We start from the raw sequence: 18,643 nt of genomic DNA on the forward strand, positions 1-18,643 counted from the left end.
CGTGGTGCGCCTGTCGGACGACGGTGCCGGCATGGATCGCGAGGCCATCCGCAGCAAGGCGATCGAGCGCGGACTGTTGCGCGGCGATGCCCGTGTCTCCGACGAGCAGTTGTTCCGCCTCATCCAGGTGCCCGGCTTCTCCACCGCCGAGAAGGTCACCCAGGTGGCGGGACGCGGCGTGGGCATGGACGTGGTCGCCAACGAGATCAAGCAGCTTGGCGGCACCCTGGATATCGAATCGCAGAAGGGCCAGGGCAGCACCTTCGTGATGCGCCTGCCGTTCACGCTCGCGGTGACCCAGGCGCTCATCGTGCGCATCGGCGAAGTCAGCTTCGCGATTCCCATGACGTCCGTGCATGGCGTGTCGCAGGTGGAGCCGAATGAGCTGGCGCATCGCATGGCGGACGACGTGCCGACGTTCGAGTACGCCGGCGAGGATTACGCGATCCACGACCTGCCGCAGCTTCTGGGCCTGCATACCATTTCCTCGGTGGAAGAGGGTGAGGTACCGCTGTTGATGGTGCGCGCGGGCGACCTGCGTGCTGCGATTCGCGTGGATTCGGTGCTCGGTTCCCGCGAAATCGTGGTCAAGCCAGTGGGCCCCCAGGTCAGTTCGGTACCGGGCATCCTCGGCGCGACGATCATGGGCGATGGTTCGGTGCTGGTGATCCTTGATCTCGCGCCGCTGGTGCGCCACGGCGTCGCGCGCCGCGCCTTCGAAGCGGAGGCCGAACTGCCGCATGCACCACGCGCGCAGGACGAAGTTCGCGTGAAGCCGCTGGTGATGGTGGTGGACGACTCCATCACCATGCGCAAGGTCACCGGTCGCGTGCTGGAACGTCACGGCTTCGAAGTGATGACGGCGAAGGACGGCATGGATGCGCTCGAGAAACTCAACGAGCGCGTTCCCGACCTGATGCTGCTCGACATCGAGATGCCGCGCATGGACGGCTACGAGCTCGCCACGCAGATGAAGGCTGAGGAGCGCCTTGCCGGCGTGCCGATTGTGATGATCACCTCGCGTACCGGCGACAAGCATCGCCAGCGTGCCTTCGACATCGGCGTGGCACGCTACATCGGCAAGCCGTACCAGGAAGGCGACCTCATCGTGCAGATCAATGAACTCCTCGGAGGCCACCATGGCTGAACGCGGGACCGCGGTCGCCCTGTTGTTTGACGACGCGACGCTTTCCGCGCACCTGCGCGATGCTCTCCTGGAGCAGGGCGCCAGCATCGTGTACGCATCGGATCTCGCCTCCTTTGCGCCGGCCGTCGTGGTGGTCGACCTGGACAACCCGGGCGACGACGATCTGGATCGCCTCTACGACACGGTGGAAAGCGGTCATCCACGCCTTGTCTTCAATGACGCGGACGCGAGTCGCCATCTGAGTGGCTGGGATCGCGCCCGGTGGGCTCGGCATCTTGCCGCGAAACTGGTGGGTGGCACGGTGCTCGATCCGCCACGCCCAGAGGACGCGCGTGCCATCGAACCGCGGATTGAGGCGATCGCCTCTCCCGCGGCGCCGGTGGAAGAATTCTTCCTGGAGCCGTTGACCGCCGAGCTCGCGATCACGGGGAGCCATGGCTACCCGGATTCGACCGATGCGCCTGCTGACGCACCCGTGGACGACGACCTGGCCGGTGACCTGGATTTCTCCACCACGCTTCCCGTTAATGATGATGGAGACGACGACTCGGGTCATCTCGCTGCCGAACTGGAAGCCTTGCTGGCGGAGGGCGACATGTCGTTGCCCGGACACGACTCGCTCGAGGACGTGCCTTCGACGCCCGTCGAACTCAATGAACTGGCATCGCTGAGCTTGTCGTCCTTCGAACTGGTCGACGAGGCGCCGCCGGCACCGGTCGCCGAGCATCGCGATTTCGATCTCAGCGGTCTGTCCCTCGATGCACCCGGCGAATTGCCGCCCTCGTCGTTGCAGATCGAGGGGCGCGCCACCGAGTACGTGCCGCCTCCCGTGCCGGAATGGGATCTCGTGGACCACGACCAGATCGTGCCCGAGCCCGTGGCGGCGAAACCGGATGCGTCCGAGTTCGGGATCGAAACGGTGAGTGCCGTCGAGTATCTCGCCCAGGATGTCGTCGATGACGGTAGCGTGGATATCCGCCCCGGGCTGACGCTCGAGTTGGAGTCGATGGAAGAGGCGATTGCACCGACGGCGCGATCGGGCGATTACGTGCACGAGATGTTCCTCGACGAAAGCGCGCGTGCGGTACGTCGCGTGGTGGCGCTTGCCGGTGCCGTGGAGAGCGCGTCGACCATCGCCGACTTCCTCGCCGCCGCGCCAGCGCGGCTGCCGGCGGTACTGTTGGTGGTGGCGCATCACGAAGGTGACAGCGAAGCGTTCGCCGCCAGCCTCGGCAAGGCCAGGGTGGCCGTGCAGGGCATGCATGCCAATCACGGCGATGTCCTGGTGGTGGCGCGTGGCGAGCATGTGCAGATCCGCCGCGACGGCAGCGTCTCGGTCCGGGAGGATGGCATCGCGGGTGGGCCATCGATCGACGGTGTGCTCAGCACGCTGGCCGGCGGGTTCGGTGCGGATGCCATGGCGATCGTGTTCGCCGGTCGCGGCAACGACGCCGTGGCGGGCTCCCAGGCGATCTACGACGCCGGCGGTCGGGTCTGGGTCGAAACCGTGCCCGCCGAGCAGGAGTATGGCCAGATGGTGTCGGGCGTACGCGAAGAGCGCGTGGCCGGCTTTGCGGGCGATGTTCCTGCCCTGGTACGCAAACTGACCGAGGAGCTCCGATGAGCGAGCCGTTGCCCCGTGAAATCCGCTGCGTGCTGATTCCCAGCGGCGGCGTACGCCTGCTGCTGCCCAACGCCGCGGTAGCCGAGGTGATCACTCTGGCCGGTGTCGAGCCGTTGCCGGATGCACCTGAGTGGCTGCACGGGCTCATCGAGTGGCGAGGCTGGCGGATTCCCTTGCTGAGCTTCGACCACGTGGCCGCCTTGCCCGAGGACGCCCAGGACCAGGCGACCCGCGTGGCGGTGCTGAAAGCCATCGGTCAGCAGGCCGAGATGCCTTACATCGCCGTACTGACCCACGGCTTCCCCCGCCTGACCACCCTGAATGCGGAATTTCTGCTACCTACCCACGACGGCAATGAGCTGCCCTTCGGCGTGCGGGCCCGGGTGCTCGTGCGTGACGACATGGCGGTCATTCCCGACCTGGAAGGCATCGAGGCGGCGCTGACGGACGCTCTCGCGACCACCTGAGACATATTTGGCCGGATGTGAACGCATCCGTGGCGCATGCTTTCTCACACGGGAGACGGCAACGCGCTATTCTGGCGGCTTGCCCGGGGCGGTTTGACGCCGGTCCGGGCCCTGCGATATGACGGGGGCGAATCCCCCCGTCCCGCCCGGGAAGGAAGCCCTCTTGAACGACAGGCCCCACGTGCGTCAGGTCAATTGGCCCGAACAGATCGCCGTGGCCGCGGCTTATGCCGCGGTCTGGGAAGTCGCGCGCCATTTTTCGTTCTCGCACTGGAGTCTGGTCTCCGGTATCCGGCTTGCCTGCCTCCTGCTGGTACCCCGTCGTTACTGGTACGCGATGGCCCTCGGCGAAACGCTTCCGGTGATGACCAACGGCTTGATGTACATTCCCCAGTTCGGCTGGTGGTACGGCCTGGTCGGCTCGATCCCCGTGATCTTCCCCTGCCTGCCGGTCATGGCGTGGCTACGGCGACGCGCCTCGGTCTTCCTGGCCGACGGTTCAGTGAATATGTTGCTTTTCGGCACGGCGGCGCTGGCTTGCGCGCTCATTTCCGCCTTGTTCAACGAGGTGGCGGTGGCCGGCGCCATCTGGCCAACCGAACCAGGCCACGCTCCGCCTTATGCAAGCCTGGCCCAAGGCTTCCTTACCTATCTTCTGGGCGCTTACCTCGGGTCGTTGACCCTGGCACCTAGCCTCGTCGCGCTACGTCTGGCGGCTCAGCGCAAGGACATCCGCAACCTCTGGCAGGGGGCGTTATCGCGCGAGCTTGGGGTGGTCGTAGCGCTCTTGGGCATGGCGGTATTCGCCAGTGGTCATTTACAAGGTGCGTCGTTGATGCTTTGCCGCATCTCCGTGGCCTTGCCCGTGGTGGCCATTGCGATACGTCATGGTTGGCAGGGCGCGGCATTGAGTGCGACGCTTGCGAGTATCGCGCTGGCGATGACTTCGGCAACCGTTCGAGATCCTGCGATGATTCAGGCCCAGGCGATATTCGCCGCCGCCCTGTCGGCCACCCTCCTGGTGACATCGCGACGGGCAGCCACGGCCGCCGATGTCGTCACGGGTCACGCCCGGTAGGCGTGCCCCGCGACGACCTGGTCGTCAATCACTGCAGGTGGATGTTGCACTCCATGGGGTCCTTGCATTCACCCTGAATCGCGCGAAGCAGCAGGTCGCCTGACGGCTGCGGATAGGCGATCACCTGCATGTCATCCGAGCGATAGACCACTTCGCCGCCCTGCGCGGCCGGCGCGGGCGTGGTATCCGCCGGCGTGGCGAGCCGAGTTGCGTCCAGGCCCATGGGCAGGGCGAACACCTGGCCGCCCACCACACCGAACGCGCCGCGAACCTTGCCGTCCAGGTCGTTGACCTGGACGTAGCGGACGCCCGCCCGTTCGAAGACATAGACGCGGAAGTGACCGCTGCTGCTGACGTCCGTGGCGGCGGGCCAGGACTGACCGAGTCCCGTGGCGGCTGCGGCAGGCGTGTCGGCGAGGGCGCTCGTGGCGACGGGGAGGAGGACGACCAGAAGGGAGGAGAGAAGGGCGCGCTTTTTCATGGGTAGATTCCCGTGGTGAGTGGCCCGGCACCATGCCTGGGCATGGCTATCGTAGGCTTAACCACGGTTATTACCCTTATTCGTCGGGGAATGCGATGGTAACGTGCCATTTACGTGTAGCTACGTCTTGAAGCCAGCCCCAAGGAAATTCCGAATTGACCTATCGATGGGCAAAGAACGCTTGACGAGTAATTGAGAATCATTATCATCAACTCCGCACCCCCATTGCGGAGTACCTGACATGCTGATGAGAACGCTTCCCCTGAACGACAACGCCGGTCGCGAGAAGGTCGTCCCGCTGCGTACCGCACCGGTCACCACCCGCCGCATCGAAAGCAAGAACCTGCTCGACGGTTCGCGTGAACTGGTCATCGAGCACCAGGGCGCCGAGTACCACCTGCGCCTGACGCGCAACGACAAGCTCATCCTCACCAAGTAACACCCCGATCTCCCCGCCAAGCCACGCCGCCGCCCCCGGACAGGCCAGCCAGGCACTCCATCGACGACCGTCACCGGGAGACGCCCATGTTCGGCTGGCTCGCATCCTTCGGCGTGAACGCACGCCATCGTTCCGCTTCCACCATCCGCTGGCTCGCGGTGGCCCCGCGTACCCTGGTCGAGGGCCTGGGCCAACTGGGCGGCGTGCTCTACCTCGCGCCGCGTCCCGTCACCTGTCCGGTCAGCACGCCGCTGCCTACGGGCTGCCTCGTGGAATCGGCTGAGCTCGCTCCCTTGCTCGCCACCCGCTACGTCGGCCTCACCTGCGCCGTAACGGCGGAGGGGCCGCGTGAATGGATCGACTGCGTGGGCGCCGAAGGCGACACGCTGGCGCGGGTCTATCTGCTTCCCGATACCGACTACCTGGCCTGGGACGGCCTGTTCGCCGACGCCATCGCCATCGAGGCCCCGCAGCGTCGCGCTCCCGATCGCGAATGGCTGCGCTCGTGCCGCGCGCGGGTGCTTAGCTTCCAGCGCCGTCGCCTCGTCGGCTTCGACGTGCTCGGCGCGCAGGACGTGCGCATCTCGTCGCTGGGACGCGGCGTCGCCCGCGACATCGCCGTCTCCGAATCGGTCGCGATCACTAGTTGACGCCAGTCGCGCGCAAGCGCGCTCCTACAGAGGCAGTCGCCATGCTCTTGTAGGAGCGCGCTTGCGCGCGATTCGGTGTGGAGTGTCCGTCCGGAGTGTCCGCGGACACATGTCCACTTCTGGTGAGGCGTTGGGGCGCAAGGCCCCTCTGCTTGGCACGGTCCCTGCTTCACAGGCTTACAGCCTCAGGGACCGCACGCATGATTCGAGATACTTCCGCACAGGACCGCCTCGTCGAAGTTCGCCCCAACGGACGTCGCAAGCTGCTGCTCATCGGTGGCGGCGTCGCCGCGCTGGTGCTCGTGGTGCTGGCAGCCCCCCGGGTCATGTCGATGTTCTCGGCGGAAAGTTCGGTCAGCGCATCGCGCCTCACCATCGCCACGGTCACGCGCGGGCCCTTCGTGCGCGACATTGCGGCGGAAGGCAAGGTCATCGCAGCGGTGAGCCCCACCTTGTATGCGGCATCGCCCGGTGCGGTGGTGTTGCAGGTGCATGCGGGCGACGTCGTGAAGAAAGGCCAGGTACTTGCCGTCATCAGCAGCCCGGAGCTCACCAACAAGCTCGCGCAGGAACGCTCGACGGCCGACGGCATGCAGGTGGATTACCTGCGTGCGCAGATCGAAGCACGCAAGAAGCGCGGCGAACTGCAAAAGACCTACGATAACGCCATCATCGACCAGACCGCTGCGCAGCGTGACATCAAGCGCTACCAGACCGCTTACGACAAGGGCGCCGTGCCCGTGATGGACGTGGACAAGGCCAAGTCGACGCTGGACAAGGCCAACGTGGCGGTGATGCATGCCAAGACCGACATGGGCATGGACAACGACAGCCTGACCTTCGATGTGCAGGCGAAGAAGCTGGCGCATGAGCGCCAGTTGCTCATCGTGAAGGAATACGAGCGCCAGGTGGACGACCTCAACGTGAAGTCGCCGGTGGACGGGCAGGTGGGTCAGTTGTTCATCGCCGAGCGCGCCACGGTCGCCAAGGACGCTCAACTGCTGAGCGTCATCGACCTGTCGGCACTGGAAGTGGAAATGAAGGTGCCGGAAAGCTTCGCGCGCGATCTCGCAATCGGCATGCCCGGCGAGATCGCCGGCAATGGCAAGACCTGGTCAGGCAAGGTGAGCGCGATCTCGCCGGAAGTGGTCAATGGCGAGGTGGCCGCACGCCTGCGCTTTGACGGAAGCACGCCGCAGCAATTGCGCCAGAGCCAGCGTCTTTCCGTTCGCGTCCTGCTGGATCGTCGTGACAACGTGCTGACCGTCCAGCGCGGCTCGTTCGTGGACGAGAGCGGCGGTCGCTACGCTTACCTGGTCAACGACGGCATGGCCGATCGCCGCGACATCCGCGTGGGTGTCAGTAGCATCGACAAGGTCGAGATACTCGACGGACTCAAGGAAGGCGACCGCATCGTCGTCTCCGGCGCGGATGCCTTCGGCGCCGCGAAGCACGTGGCCATCGGCCGCTGATTCATCATCTTTCAACCGAGGGAACCGACATGCTCACCATGAACCACCTGGCCAAGGTCTACCGCACGGAAGTGGTCGAAACGTACGCCCTGCGCGATTTCAACATCGACGTGAAGGAGGGCGAATTCGTCGCCGTGACCGGTCCGTCGGGTTCGGGCAAGACCACCTTCCTGACCATTGCCGGCCTGCTGGAGACCTTCACCGGTGGCGAGTATCACCTCGACGGGATGGAAGTGAGCAAGCTCGACGACAACGCTCGTTCGCGCATCCGCAACGAGAAGATCGGCTTCATCTTCCAGGCATTCAACCTGATCCCCGACCTGAACGTGTTCGACAACGTCGAAGTGCCGCTGCGCTATCGCGGCATGAAGGCCGCCGAACGCAAGCAACGCATCATGGATGCGCTGGAGCGCGTGGGCCTGGCTTCGCGCGCGAAGCATTACCCGGCCGAGCTGTCGGGTGGCCAGCAGCAGCGCGTCGCCATCGCCCGTGCGCTGGCCGGTTCCCCGCGCTTGCTGCTGGCGGACGAACCGACCGGCAACCTCGACACGCAGATGGCCCGTGGCGTGATGGAACTGCTGGAGGAGATCCATCGCGAGGGCGCCACCATCGTCATGGTTACCCATGATCCGGAACTCGCGGCACGCGCCCAGCGCAACGTACACGTCATCGATGGCCAGGTCGTGGACCTGACGGAAGAGCCTCGTTTCCACTCCCAGACGTCGCACGCCTGAACCTTCCGTCGATTTATCGCCAGCCGTACCCCGAGGATGATTGATGTTCGCCTACTACCTGGAACTCGCATGGCGAAGCCTGCGACGCAACAAGAGTCTCACGGCGCTCATGATCTTCGCGGTCGCGCTGGGCATCGGCGCGTGCATGACGACGTTGACGGTGGTTCACGTACTTTCGGGCGATCCCCTCCCGGGGCGGGGTGACCGTGTGTATCGCGTGTTGCTGGACGCCGAACCGATGGACTCGTACCGAAAGGACGGTAATCCGCTCGACCAGGTGACATGGGTCGACGGCATGAACCTGTTGCGCGATGGGAAGGCGGATCGACAGGCGCTGATGACCGGCGGCAACGTCGCCGTCACGCCACCCGACGCCTCGCTCGATCCGTTCTATATCGGTGCGCGCTACAGCACATCCGATATCTTTTCGCTATTCGGCATTCATTTCATCTACGGCGGCGCATGGACGGCGAAAGACGATGCCAGTCGTGCAAGGGTGGCCGTCATCACGCGTCGCCTCAACGACAAGGTCTTTGGGGGCGCCAATAGCGTGGGGCGCAATTTGCGGGTATCCGATGCCGACCTTCGGGTGATCGGGGTGATCGACGATTGGGATCCGCAGCCGCACTTCCACGACCTGGACATGAATACCTATGGCGATTCCGAGCGGCTCTACCTGCCGCTGGGAACATCGCGTGACCTGGGTCTGGGTCACTCCGGGTCGACCAACTGCTATGGCAACGGTCGCTCGTCGGAGAAGGAGCTGGAAACGCAGTCGTGCACGTGGCTGCAGTACTGGGTGGAGCTGGACACGGCGGCGAAGCGCGACGCCTATCACGAGTACCTGGTCAATTATTCGCGCGCCCAGCATGACCACGGCCGTTTCGAACGTCCACCCAATGTCCGCCTGTTCGACGTGATGAGCTGGCTGGACTACAAGCGGGTCGTGCCCGGCGACGTCAAGATCCAGGCATGGCTGGCCATCGGCTTCCTCATCGTCTGCCTGGTCAATACGGTGGGTCTGATGCTGGCGAAGTTCCTGCGTCGATCGGGCGAGGTCGGTGTGCGCCGTGCGCTTGGCGCGACCCGTGGAGAAATACTGACGCAGTTGTTGACGGAGGCGGGCATGATCGGACTGGCCGGCGGCATCGGCGGTCTCGTCCTTGCCATCCTCGGCCTGTGGCTCGTGAGGATGCAACCCCACGAGTACGCGAAGCTCGCCCATCTCGACTTCACGATGTTCCTCGCGACCTTCGCGCTCGCCATCGCCAGCACCGTCGTCGCCGGATTGCTGCCCGCGCTGCGTGCATGCCGTGTCGCCCCAGCCTTGCAACTGAAGACGCAGTGATGCCCATGGATATTCTTCCGATCCTCGCCAGCCTGCGTCGCCACAAGGTGACGGCCATCCTCCTCATCCTGGAGATCGCGCTCACCTGCGCCATCGTCTGCAATGCTGTCTTCCTCATCGGGTTGCGCCTCGACCGCATCCACACGCCGAGCGGCGTGGCGGACAACGAGCTGATCATGGTGCGAATGTCCAATATCGGTGGACGCAGCGACGTGCGGGCACGTACGCTCGAAGACCTTGCCGCGTTGCGGGGCATACCCGGGGTACGTTCCGCGGCGATACTTGCGCAGACGCCGTTCGGTTACTCGGGAACGACATCCTCCATCAAGCTGTCGAGCGACCAGAAGTTGCCGACCATCAGCTACGTGTCCACCTATTTCGGCGAAGGCGTTGTCAACGCGTTCGGCCTGGAACTGGTGCAGGGCAGGGACTTCTCGGCGGACGAATACCACTGGTTGCAGGACCTGAACCTCGGGCTTCCCGGTAGCTCGCCGCGAAGCGTGATCGTGACGGAAGCCGTCGCGAAGCGGTTGTTCCCCGATGGAAACGCACTGGGCAAGGATGTCTACATCTATGACGAACCCTCCCGCGTCATCGGGATCGTTCGCCACCTGGTGACATCGCAGGAATGGGTGCCCGGGCAGGAAGACTATTCGATGATCCTGCCGATGCGGGTCAGTCCCGATGCGGGTATGGGTGGGACGTATGTGATGCGCACCTCACCCGATCAGCGCGACAGGGTGCTGGATGCCGCCGTCGCGAAGCTCAAGGGGCTGGATCCGCGCCGTGTGCTGACGCAGAAGTCGACACTCGAAAAGCAACGCGCGACCTTCTTCTCGGCGGATCGTGCTACCGCGGGATGGCTGATCGCAACATGCGCCGCGCTTCTGGTCGTCACGGCACTGGGCATCGTAGGCCTGGGCAGTTTCTGGGTGGCGCAGCGTCGTCGCCAGATCGGCGTCCGTCGCGCGCTAGGCGCGCGACGGGTGGATATCTTGCGTTACTTCCAGACCGAGAACTTCCTCCTGGCGACGTTCGGCATCGTGCTCGGCATGGGCATGGCATACGGCATCAGCCTGTTCCTCGTGCTCCAGTACGAGCTGCCGCGGCTACCTGCCCATTACCTTCCCATGGGTGCCGTGTTGCTCTGGCTGCTCGGGCAGGGCGCGGTGCTGTCACCCGCCCTTCGCGCGGCTTCCGTGCCACCGGTCGTCGCCACCCGCGGCTGAGCGACTGGACCGGACGCAGGCGCTCGGCTAACGTCGGTTTCAACCTTTTGTCGACGGGGTGCATCGCACCCCCATGCCCAGGATCAAGATGCGCACCGTACTCATCGTCGACGACAACCCCGCCGTAGGCGAGGCGCTATCGCTGGCGCTCTCCCTTCGCGATATCCGGCCGCTCGTGGCCGGCACGCCGGAGGAGGGGCTCGCCACCCTGTTGCGCGAGCGTATCGACGTGGTGATCCAGGACATGAACTTCACGGCGGACACCACGTCCGGCGAAGAGGGTGTTGCCCTGTACAAGGCGATCCGCACGCGGTATCCCGACCTGCCCGTGATCCTGCTGACGGCGTGGACCCACCTCGAAACCGCCGTCGAACTGGTCAAGGCGGGCGCCACCGACTACCTCGCCAAACCCTGGGACGACAACAAGCTGCTCACGACCGTCGAGAACCTGCTCGAGCTGTCGGAATCCACGCGCGAAGTGACCCGTGTGCGCGTCGAGCGCAGGCGTCGCCACGAAGCGCTGGAAAGTCGCTACGACCTCGATGGCCTGGTCTTCGCCTCCGAAGCCATGAGCCGCACGATCGAGCTTGCCGGCCAGGTCGCGCGCTCGGATATCCCGGTGCTGATTACCGGGCCGAACGGTGCAGGCAAGGAGCGTATCGCGGCGATCGTGCATGCCAACTCGGCGGTCCGCGGCGGCCCGTTCGTCGCGGTGAACTGCGGGGCGCTCCCTGGGGAATTGATCGAGGCCGAGCTGTTCGGCGCGGATGCTGGCGCCTATACGGGAGCCAACAAGGCCCGCGAAGGCCGGTTCGAACTGGCCGATGGCGGCACGCTGTTCCTCGACGAAATCGGCAACCTGCCGTTGCCCGGCCAGATGAAATTGCTGCGCGTGCTGGAGACCGGGCAGTTCGAGCGACTGGGGTCGGGGCGTACCCGGCACGTCAAGGTACGCGTGGTCAGTGCGACCAATGCGGACCTGAAGGCCATGATCGCCGCGGGTACGTTCCGCGAGGATCTTTACTACCGCCTCAACGTCATCGAGGTGAACCTGCCACCGCTTGCCGATCGCACCGACGACATCCTGCCTCTCGCGGAGTTCTTTCTCGACGGCAAGGCGACGCTCAGCGAGGACGCGCGGGAGGCGCTACTGGCCCATGCGTGGCCCGGCAACGTGCGCGAACTGAAGAATGCCATCGCCCGCGCCGCGCTGCTGGCGGCGGATGGTCGGATCGAGCCCGTCCACCTGAACCTGCCGCCGCCCATGCCCGTGGCTGCGCGCAACCTGGACGAACCCAGCCGTGAGGCCGTGGAAGCCGCCCTGGCATCGGCCGGTGGCGTGGTCAGTCGTGCCGCCAGCAACCTGGGGTTGTCGCGGCAGGCGCTGTACCGGCGCATGGAACGTTACGGACTGGTGGTCTGAGTCCTGGCCATGAAAGGGCTGTCGCTGGAAGGACGCATGACCCTGGTCGTCGCGGGATCGGCGATCGTGGGGGCCCTCGTTTTCGCCGGTGTATCGGTATGGCCGTTCCCGCAGTTGCTGGCCTGGATCCGGGAAGCACCGGTGAAGGGCGGAAAGGTGATCCACACGGCCGTCGCCGAGCCTTTTGACGCCGCCACCGCGCTGATCATCTGTGTACTCGTTTTGCTGCCGCTATCGGCCATTGCCGGTCACGCCCTCGTCGAGCCGCTACGTCGCCTGATGCGTGCCCTGCAAAGCGCCGTGGCCAGCTACCGGGACGGCGACTTCAGCATGTCCATCGGCACCCGCAGGCATGACGAACTGGGCGACCTCATCCGGGTGCACAACGAACTGGGCCAGACGCTGCGCGACCAGCGCCAGCACCTCGCCCAGCGTGAGCTGCTGCTCGATACCGTGGTGCAGAACACGCCCGTGGCCCTCGTTCTGACCGACGGTTCCGGCAAGGTCACCTACGCCAACATCGCGGGCCGCCAGTTGTTCAACCAGGGCAAGAGCCTTGTCGGGCTGGACTTCGACACCTTGCTGGCCGACATGCCCGAGAACCTGCGCGAGGCCGCCGCCGGTGGCGAAGATGCCTTGTTCTCGGTGGAAATGGACGGCAGCGAGGAGACCTTCCACCTGTCCCAACGCGGATTCCGTCTTCAGGGGCGTCCGCACCGCCTGCAACTCTACCGTCGCATGACCCGTGAGCTGTCTCGGCAAGAGGTGCAGACGTGGAAGCGGGTCATCCGCGTGATCAGCCACGAACTCAACAACTCGCTGGCGCCCATCACCTCGCTGTCGCACTCCGGCGCCGAACTGGCCCGTCGTGGCGATTTGGAGCGGTTGCCGGGTGTCTTCGCCTCAATCGGCGATCGAGCCCGCCACCTGCATGGCTTCATCGCCGGCTACGCCAGTTTCGCCAAGCTGCCTGCGCCGCAGTCCCGCCACGTGCCGTGGGGGCCATTCCTTGACGCCCTGTCCCTGCATGCGCGATTCCATCTGCGGGCCGCGCCACCGGAGCAACCCGGCTGGTTCGACCCGAGCCAGGTGGAGCAGGTGATGATCAACCTCATCAAGAACGCCCACGAGTCGGGCGGCGCGGCGGACGACGTCTCCGTCGCGGTCCATACCGTGGGCCGCGAGGTGTTGATCGAGGTGGCGGACCGCGGGCCGGGCATGAGCGAAACCGTACTGGCACAGGCCTTGCTGCCCTTTTACTCCACGAAGCGCTCGGGTACGGGGTTGGGGCTGGCGCTGGCGCGGGAAATTTCCGAGGCCCATGGCGGCCGTATTTCCCTCGCGAACAGGGATGGGGGAGGCCTGCGCGTGACCATGGTGCTGCCTGCCGGTCCGGTCTGACACGGTTCGCCTATACTCCCTGACGATATCCACGGGAGAGGGAGAACGGGGTCATGGGAGCGGTAGTCGCACTGGTTGTCATAGTGGTGGCGGTGATCGTCATCGCCAAGCTGATCCGCATCGTGCCGCAAGGCTACGAGTGGACGGTCGAGATGTTCGGCAAGTACACGGGCACGCTGACGCCGGGCCTGCATTTCCTCATTCCGTTCGTGTACTCCATCGGTCGCAAGATGAACATGATGGAGCAGGTGCTCGACGTTCCCTCGCAGGATGTCATCACCAAGGACAACGCCGTGGTGAAGGTCGACGGCGTCGTCTTCTACCAGGTCCTCGATGCGGCCAAGGCCGCTTATGAGGTGGCCAATCTCGAGACCGCCGCGCTGGCGCTCATCATGACCAACATCCGTACGGTGCTGGGTTCCATGGATCTCGACGAAAGCCTGAGCCAGCGTGACGCCATCAATGCCAAGCTGCTGGGCGTGATCGACGAAGCCACCCATCCCTGGGGTGTCAAGGTCACCCGTATCGAGATCAAGGACATCTCGCCGCCGCGCGACCTGGTCGATGCCATGGCCCGGCAGATGAAGGCCGAGCGCGAGAAGCGCGCCAACATCCTCGACGCTGAAGGTTTTCGCCAGGCGGCGATCCTCAAGGCCGACGGCGAGAAACAGTCGGCCATCCTCGAGGCCGAGGGCAAGAAGGAGGCCGCGTTCCGCGAGGCCGAGGCCCGCGAGCGTCTTGCCGAGGCCGAGGCCAAGGCCACCACCATGGTCTCGCAGGCCATCGCCGGTGGCGACGTCAACGCACTCAACTATTTCGTCGCGACGAAATATGTCGAAGCGCTGGTCGAGATGGCCAAGTCGCCCAACCAGAAAACGCTGCTTTTGCCGATGGAATCCACCGGCATCCTGGGCTCGCTCGCAGGTATCGCCGAACTGGCGAAGGATTCGCTCGCCGGCCAGCAGAAAGGCCATGTCGAGCCGCCGCGTACGCCGCCACTGATGCGTTGATGCCATGAGCGATATCGCACTGCATTACCTCTGGTGGATCGTCGCGCTGGTGCTCATCGCCGGGGAGGTGATCCTGCCCGGCTACTTCATGCTGTGGATCGGCATTGCGGCGGCGGCCATGGGCATCGTCGTCTTCGCATGGCCGGACATGCCGGTGCTGGTCCAGGCCATCGTCTTCACGGCGTTCGCTTTCGCCTCCTGCTTCGCCTACTGGACGCTGGTGCGTCCCCGTATCGATCGCACGCCGTCGGGCAACGAGCGACTGAACCGTCGTGGCGAGCAGATGATCGGCCAGCGATACGTGTTGTGCGAACCCATCGTGCAAGGGCGCGGCAAGGCACGGGTGGGCGACGGCATGTGGCTGGTGACGGGCCCGGATCTGCCGCTGGGCACCACGGTGGAAGTCCTCGGCGTCGATGGCACCACCTTGCGCGTGAAGGCGGTGGACGTTGCCTGACGCGGTTCCGCTCAGCGTTCCGGTGAGCTTCGCCACTACGGCGATCAATACCCGTATCGCGTTTCTCGCCGAGCTGGCCCGGCGACTCCACCAGTACGGCACCACCGCTCCCCGGCTGGAAACGGCCATCGCCCGTTCCGCGCAGCGGTTGGGCCTGGCCGCCGACGTCTGGTCCAGCCCCACCGCGATCATCGTGTCGTTCGCCGACCTCGCCCAGGGCGAGGACGGCGTCGCCCAGGTAACCCAGGTGATGCGCCTGCCGCCGGGGGACGTCAACCTGGCGCGCCTGTGCGAGGCCGACCGCATCGCGGATGCGGTCATCGACGGACAGATGGAGCTTCGCGAAGGCTTCCACCTATTGCGCAAGCTGGGGGCGCCGGACTCTTTCCGGGAGAAGCTCGGGCTCGTCGCGAGCTACGGTCTGTGCGCCGCCAGCGTCGTGGCACTGCTGTTGCACAGCGCATGGCCCGACCTCATTACCGCCGGCATCATCGGCGTGATCATCGGCTGCATCACCGTGGCCTCCGGCAGCCGTCCCCGGCTCGCCGCGGCGAGCGAGGCCATCAGCGCCATGGTGGCGACCGTCATCGCGACCCTGGTCAGCGCGTACATCGTGCCGCTGGCCATGAAATCCGTGGTGCTGGGCAGCCTCATCGTGCTGTTGCCGGGCATGGCGCTTACCACGGCCGTGCGTGAGATATCCAGCCAGCACCTCGTCGCCGGCACGGCCCGCATGGCGGGTGCCGTCGCTACCCTGCTCAAGCTCACGTTCGGCGCCGTGGCCGCCAGTCAGCTATGCGAAGCCTTTGGCATCGATCCGCGCAACTACGCCTTGCCTCCGTTGCCGGCGTGGGCCGACTGGCCGTCGCTGATCCTCGGTGCGTTCTCGTTCGCCATCCTGTTCCGCGCGGCACGGCGAGACTGGCTGGTGGTGATGGGGTCGGTGATTCTCGGCTACCTTGCCACACGGTGGGGCGGAAGCATTTCCGGCTCCTTGCCCGGGGCGCCATTTGGCGTCTTTGTGGGCGGCGTGATGCTTGGTGCGCTGAGCAATGTCTATGCGCGCTACGCGCAACAGCCGGGCGCCGTAGTTCGCGAACCGGGCATCATCCTGCTGGTGCCGGGTTCGGTGAGTTTTCGCAGTGTGTCGTATCTGCTGGATCGTGACGCGTCACTCGGCATGGATACCGGGCTGCTCGGCATTACCTTGCTGGTGTCCCTGGTCGCGGGTCTTTTGTTTGGCGATCTGCTGGTGGCGCCCCGCCGCTCGCTTTGAGTCGAGCCATAGGGCGTCACGGATGTATTCGCCAAGCCGATTATCGGGTACGTAAATTGGAGGCGAACGCGCGTTGGACACTCCATGACCATGTGACACAAATGAAAAGGCCCTGGATCGCTCCAGGGCCTTTTCACGCATTAATGGAGACGATCCATTAGGCGATCAGCAGGTCTTTTTCTTTCTTGCCGGCCTTCAGCGCATCGTTGAACCAGCGCGGGCGCTTGCCGCGACCGGACCAGGTGTTATCCGGATTCGCCGGATCGCGAAATTTTGCGGCGACGGTGGTGCCGGCGCGCTTGGACTTGGCCGCGCCACGGGACGGGAACACGTCGTCGAGGGTGACGCCTTCCTTTTTCAGGATGGCCTGGATCTGCTCACGCACCTTGGTGGTCCGTTCCTTCGACAATTCGCCCTGCCGGGCCTGGGCCTTGGCGATCAGGTCGGTGAGCTGATTATGATTGAGATTCTTGATATCGACGGCCATTAGGGTCTCCCGAGTGGTGCTGCATTAAAGACATTTGGCTCCGGATCATCCCCCACGAATGATCACTGAATGAAGCCGCGCCGGGATTTTTAACCAATTGGCGGCAAAAAAGCAAAATGCCCGGTCACAGAACCGGGCATTTGCTTCGTAAATCAGCCATTACCGACAGGAATAATCGGATTGGCGAACACGTGATTTAGCCGAGGAGGGCAAGAAGCTCATCGCGCGAGACATTGCAGGCCTCGGCGTCGGTGCGCGCCCGATACTCGAACGTGCCGCCTTCCAGGCCGCGGCCGCTGACCACCACGCGATGCGGAATGCCGATGAGCTCCATGTCCGCGAACATGGGACCCGGACGCAGGCCGCGATCGTCGAGCACGGTTTCGATGCCCTTGTCGGCCAGTTCCTTGTAGAGCGATTCGGCGGCTTCGGTGACGGCGGCGTCGTTCTTCGGGTTGATGACGCAGACGGCCACGCGCCACGGCGCCATGGTGTCCGTCCAGATCATGCCGTTGTCGTCGTGGCGCTGCTCGATAGCGGCGGCGACGATGCGGCTGACGCCGATGCCGTAGCAGCCCATGTACATGGTGCGCATCTTGCCCTGTTCGTCGAGCACGCCTGCACCCATGGCTTCGGCGTATTTCTGGCCGAGCTGGAAGATATGGCCGACCTCGATGCCGCGGGCGAAACGGATGGTGCCCTGGCCGTCCGGGGAGATGTCGCCTTCGACGACCTTGCGGATATCGGCCACGCGGGTGACGCGGGCGTCGCGCTCCCAGTTGGCGCCGGTGTAGTGCGTGCCGTCCTGGTTGCCACCGCAGACGAAGTCGGCGAGCACGGCGGCGCTGCGGTCGACGATGACCGGAATGCCGTCGGGCAGGCCCACCGGGCCGATGAAGCCCGGACGCGTGCCCGTAGCGGCGAGGATCTCTTCCTCGGTGGCCAGCTCGGATTCGTCCGGCAGTTCAGGCAGGTGCGCGGCCTTCACTTCGTTCACCTCGTGGTCGCCGCGCACGCAGAGGGCCACCAGGCCTTCCACGCCACGGACCAGGATGGTCTTCACGGTCTGTGCGGCGGAGACGCCGAGGTGGGCGGTGACTTCCTCGATCGTGCGCTGGGTGGGCGTATCCACCCGCGCCAGCGCGGCCGACGGGGCAGGGCGCTCCGTCGTCGGAGCAAGGGCTTCGGCCTTTTCGATGTTGGCCGCGTACGACGAGGTGTCCGAGAAGGCGATGGCGTCTTCGCCGGAATCGGCGATCACCTGGAACTCGTGGCTGGCGCTGCCACCGATGGCGCCGGTGTCGGCGTCCACGGCGCGGAATTCCAGGCCCAGGCGGGTGAAGATGCGCGAGTAGGCCTCGTACATCACCTTGTAGGTTTCGCCGAGCGATTCGGGGGTGATGTGGAAGGAGTAGGCGTCCTTCATGAGGAATTCGCGCGCGCGCATCACGCCGAAGCGCGGACGGATCTCGTCGCGGAACTTCGTCTGGATCTGGAAGAAGTTCAAGGGCAGCTGCTTGTAGCTCTTCAGCTCGTTGCGCGCGAAGTCGGTGATGACCTCTTCATGCGTCGGGCCGTAGCAGAACTCCTGCTCCTTGCGGTCCTTGATCTTCAGCAGCTGGCCGCCGAACTTCTCCCAGCGGCCGGTCTCTTCCCACAGCTCGCGCGGCTGGATCGACGGCATGAGCATTTCCACCGCACCGGCGCGGACCATTTCCTCGCGCACCACGGCCTCCACCTTACGCAGCACGCGCAGGCCCAGCGGCGTCCAGGTGTACAGGCCGGAGGCGAGCTTGCGGATCATGCCGGCGCGCAGCATCAGCTTGTGGCTGGCGACTTCCGCGTCGGCGGGGACTTCCTTGACGGTGGCGAGGTGGAACTGGCTGAGGCGCATCTGCGATGGATCCGGGGCTTGTAAAG

General features: G+C 65.0%; 18 protein-coding genes. 15 read left to right on the plus strand and 3 right to left on the minus strand.

Features of this window, described 5'->3' with window-relative positions; translation table 11 throughout:
• Nucleotides 1-4 precede the first annotated feature (4 nt).
• The 4 genes from GAK28_RS11640 to GAK28_RS11655 all read left to right on the plus strand — a co-directional run bounded on the left by GAK28_RS11640 (nt 5) and on the right by GAK28_RS11655 (nt 4,316).
• Nucleotides 5-1,147, plus strand: coding sequence for a response regulator (locus GAK28_RS11640; RefSeq protein ID WP_291778898.1), 1,143 nt, complete (start codon nt 5-7; stop codon nt 1,145-1,147).
• On the plus strand, nt 1,140-2,771 hold the full coding sequence (locus tag GAK28_RS11645; RefSeq protein WP_291778900.1) for a chemotaxis protein CheB: 1,632 nt from the start codon (nt 1,140-1,142) through the stop codon (nt 2,769-2,771). The genes GAK28_RS11640 and GAK28_RS11645 overlap by 8 nt, the downstream gene beginning before the upstream one ends.
• Nucleotides 2,768-3,238: a chemotaxis protein CheW gene (locus GAK28_RS11650; RefSeq protein WP_291778903.1), complete on the plus strand. Its 471-nt coding sequence runs from the start codon at nt 2,768-2,770 to the stop codon at nt 3,236-3,238. The genes GAK28_RS11645 and GAK28_RS11650 overlap by 4 nt, the downstream gene beginning before the upstream one ends.
• 163 nt (nt 3,239-3,401) lie before the next feature.
• Nucleotides 3,402-4,316 carry an MASE1 domain-containing protein gene (locus GAK28_RS11655; RefSeq protein ID WP_291778907.1) on the plus strand — a complete coding sequence of 305 codons (915 nt, stop codon included), beginning with the start codon at nt 3,402-3,404 and terminating at the stop codon, nt 4,314-4,316.
• 28 nt (nt 4,317-4,344) lie between these two features.
• On the opposite strand, the gene GAK28_RS11660 is transcribed toward GAK28_RS11655, so the two are convergent.
• Complete coding sequence (locus GAK28_RS11660) at nt 4,345-4,797, minus strand: hypothetical protein (protein WP_291778910.1); 453 nt, start codon at nt 4,795-4,797, stop codon at nt 4,345-4,347.
• A 241-nt stretch (nt 4,798-5,038) separates the two neighbouring features.
• Here GAK28_RS11660 and GAK28_RS11665 point away from each other — a divergent pair, with 241 nt between their 5' ends.
• From GAK28_RS11665 to GAK28_RS11715, 11 genes are all read left to right on the plus strand, one after another.
• A complete protein-coding gene (locus GAK28_RS11665; RefSeq protein ID WP_291778914.1) occupies nt 5,039-5,236 on the plus strand; it encodes a hemin uptake protein HemP in 198 nt (65 codons plus the stop codon).
• A gap of 86 nt (nt 5,237-5,322) precedes the next feature.
• On the plus strand, nt 5,323-5,886 hold the full coding sequence (locus tag GAK28_RS11670; protein WP_291778917.1) for a hypothetical protein: 564 nt from the start codon (nt 5,323-5,325) through the stop codon (nt 5,884-5,886).
• A 200-nt stretch (nt 5,887-6,086) separates the two neighbouring features.
• Nucleotides 6,087-7,358 (plus strand): efflux RND transporter periplasmic adaptor subunit, encoded by a 1,272-nt coding sequence (locus tag GAK28_RS11675; protein WP_291778919.1) that lies wholly within the window; start codon nt 6,087-6,089, stop codon nt 7,356-7,358.
• A 29-nt stretch (nt 7,359-7,387) separates the two neighbouring features.
• Complete coding sequence (locus tag GAK28_RS11680) at nt 7,388-8,092, plus strand: ABC transporter ATP-binding protein (protein WP_291778922.1); 705 nt, start codon at nt 7,388-7,390, stop codon at nt 8,090-8,092.
• A gap of 43 nt (nt 8,093-8,135) precedes the next feature.
• Nucleotides 8,136-9,440, plus strand: a complete 1,305-nt coding sequence (locus GAK28_RS11685) for an FtsX-like permease family protein (protein ID WP_291778925.1) — start codon at nt 8,136-8,138, stop codon at nt 9,438-9,440.
• 5 nt (nt 9,441-9,445) lie between these two features.
• A complete protein-coding gene (locus GAK28_RS11690; RefSeq protein ID WP_291778927.1) occupies nt 9,446-10,669 on the plus strand; it encodes an FtsX-like permease family protein in 1,224 nt (407 codons plus the stop codon).
• Between the two features lie 88 nt (nt 10,670-10,757).
• Nucleotides 10,758-12,092, plus strand: a complete 1,335-nt coding sequence (locus tag GAK28_RS11695) for a sigma-54 dependent transcriptional regulator (protein WP_291778930.1) — start codon at nt 10,758-10,760, stop codon at nt 12,090-12,092.
• 36 nt (nt 12,093-12,128) lie between these two features.
• Nucleotides 12,129-13,493, plus strand: coding sequence for an ATP-binding protein (locus GAK28_RS11700; RefSeq protein ID WP_291778933.1), 1,365 nt, complete (start codon nt 12,129-12,131; stop codon nt 13,491-13,493).
• 53 nt (nt 13,494-13,546) lie between these two features.
• Nucleotides 13,547-14,503: an SPFH domain-containing protein gene (locus GAK28_RS11705; RefSeq protein WP_291778935.1), complete on the plus strand. Its 957-nt coding sequence runs from the start codon at nt 13,547-13,549 to the stop codon at nt 14,501-14,503.
• Between the two features lie 4 nt (nt 14,504-14,507).
• A complete protein-coding gene (locus GAK28_RS11710) occupies nt 14,508-14,960 on the plus strand; it encodes an NfeD family protein (protein WP_291778937.1) in 453 nt (150 codons plus the stop codon).
• The gene (locus GAK28_RS11715) at nt 14,953-16,236 is read left to right on the plus strand and encodes a threonine/serine exporter family protein (RefSeq protein WP_291778940.1); all 1,284 of its coding nucleotides are present in this window, start codon (nt 14,953-14,955) and stop codon (nt 16,234-16,236) included. The genes GAK28_RS11710 and GAK28_RS11715 overlap by 8 nt, the downstream gene beginning before the upstream one ends.
• A 157-nt stretch (nt 16,237-16,393) precedes the next feature.
• On the opposite strand, the gene GAK28_RS11720 is transcribed toward GAK28_RS11715, so the two are convergent.
• Both GAK28_RS11720 and GAK28_RS11725 read right to left on the minus strand, forming a co-directional pair.
• Nucleotides 16,394-16,723, minus strand: coding sequence for an H-NS histone family protein (locus tag GAK28_RS11720; protein WP_291778942.1), 330 nt, complete (start codon nt 16,721-16,723; stop codon nt 16,394-16,396).
• 196 nt (nt 16,724-16,919) lie between these two features.
• Nucleotides 16,920-18,617 (minus strand): proline--tRNA ligase, encoded by a 1,698-nt coding sequence (locus tag GAK28_RS11725; protein WP_291778946.1) that lies wholly within the window; start codon nt 18,615-18,617, stop codon nt 16,920-16,922.
• Nucleotides 18,618-18,643: the final 26 nt, after the last annotated feature.

Source organism: Luteibacter sp. (assembly GCF_009912395.1).
Lineage (GTDB): Bacteria > Pseudomonadota > Gammaproteobacteria > Xanthomonadales > Rhodanobacteraceae > Luteibacter.